The 1,930-nt window shown below is 34.1% G+C and carries 1 protein-coding gene; it reads left to right on the top strand.

Annotated elements, in window-relative coordinates; translation table 11 throughout:
* Positions 1 to 111 precede the first annotated feature (111 nt).
* Positions 112 to 963: a nuclease-related domain-containing protein gene (locus L1266_RS22115; protein ID WP_235378356.1), complete on the top strand. Its 852-nt coding sequence runs from the start codon at positions 112 to 114 to the stop codon at positions 961 to 963.
* Positions 964 to 1,930 lie beyond the last annotated feature (967 nt).

Raw genomic sequence — 1,930 nt, 5'->3', positions numbered from 1 at the left:
ACAATCGCCAACTGGTTGAAGCGATGATCAAAGTGAAGGCGCTAAATAAGATCAACACCCTTGGTCTGCCTAAATATCAGTAAGTTAAGTGAGTTTATTAGAGAGCTGCATTTGATCAACAAGGCCACATATGGGTTTATTTTAATAGAATCAAAAAGCATAACAGGCGAAGTTGCCATAAATGGGCATCAAGAATGGAGCCGTAGTTATCGAGGAAAATGGCAAGGAATGCCATCACCAATAAAACAAGTTGAACTCCAACAAGCCTTATTAAAAAGTTTAGTGACGAGTAATGCAGAGCAGTTACTTCCCAAAGTGTTCGGTAAACTACAGCAGAACTTCGGAGGACGAGAATGGCACAGTATCTGCGCAATTTCGAGTAATGCCATAATCAATCGAGATAGCATGCCACAATCACTTGAAAATCGATTAATTAAATCTGAATTTTTAGCTGATAAGCTACTAGAAATAATGAAGTTGCCAGCATCAGCACCTAACGCACTGCACTTTTTTTCAACTAATGTACGTCCATGGTTTAGTGAGGAAAGTCTATCTAAGATTTGTCAGTTTCTTTTAGCTCAAAATATTAAATCAACCGAGCAACCAGTAAACGACGAGTCACCAGTAACCCTCAATGAACCCGAATCAATTTACAAAAGTGAAGTTAAAGAAGAGGTTTTATTAAGTACTGAGGAACCTAACGTCATACACTTAAAGTGTAAAAACTGTAGTAATGAACACACTCTTGAAGCCCGTTCAGGACGATATGGGTACTATGTCAATTGCTCAAACTGTAATACAAATACTCCGATGAAAGCACCGTGTATTAAATGTAATGATCAAAATACGAAAGTTAGTAAGCGTAAAGATACTTACTCATTGATTTGTGATGGTTGTGGTAATAAAGCGCTAATAAAATTTGATAAAAATGTCGCGTTGGCGACGGCAATCAAAGATAAGTAAATACTGTGTAAGATGTGTCTGTGTACTTTCCATATCTTAACTTGCATCCATGTAAGTAATTACTCATCAATTGATGATTTTCAGGCAAACATGATGGGGAGTTATCCTTGCAGAGCTCTATAATCCAACAGATGGTTAATGCTTGGTAATACTGTACTTTCAGTAAAATTTATATTCACTAAAAGAGGGAGAGTTTATGCAATTAATATTTAATGAAATAGAGACTATTTTAAAGTCTAAAAACCACCTAAAAAGAAATTCATTTAGCATTTTAAACACTAAAAATTGGAAAATGAATTTAGCTATTTTTTAATCATATACATTGTTTTATTTTTTACATTGCCCTTTATCTTTAATATCAAATTTCCCGACATTTTTGATAATATTCTCAATTATTCTGCAGTAATATTTTTTATCACCCCGGTCATCTGCCTCTTCATAAGATTTATGATTGAGACTTATCTCACCTTACAAAACCCCAGCCACGACTTTTTTAAACCAATAATGAAAGATATAAGCTTACATATAGACCTTGTAAATAAATTTTCTACATTTCCGAGCTGTGAACTATCTCAGTCAATTAGAAGACTTAGTTACGATATTGAAAGAGTTAAAGGTAGACTTGGTTTTTTAGTTGGTGCAATAGAAAAGCTAGGGATTATTCCCTATTGCATAACTTTATATTTCGCATTTATTAACTTTCTTGATAAGCATGAGAACAACACAACTTATATTTATGCACTCGCTTTCTTATTTGGTTTATATAGTAGTTCAATAGTTATTATTAGATCATTAGAGAAATTAGAATTTATAAAAGTGATACTAGTTGATGCTTATGAGGCCCGAATTCAGATAATAAGTGCACCACTCATGGTTAAACGGTGAGAAGAGATCAACTGCCTGTTGGTGGTACTCTGTAATCGCCAAAAAACAAGAGTAGATACCATGAGTTACAAGCAGTTGATCG

Source organism: Pseudoalteromonas sp. Cn5-37 (genome assembly GCF_021532495.1).
Lineage (GTDB): Bacteria > Pseudomonadota > Gammaproteobacteria > Enterobacterales > Alteromonadaceae > Pseudoalteromonas > Pseudoalteromonas simplex.
The sequence above is the reverse complement of the archived record's forward strand: the minus strand, read 5'-3'. Positions and strand labels throughout refer to the sequence as shown.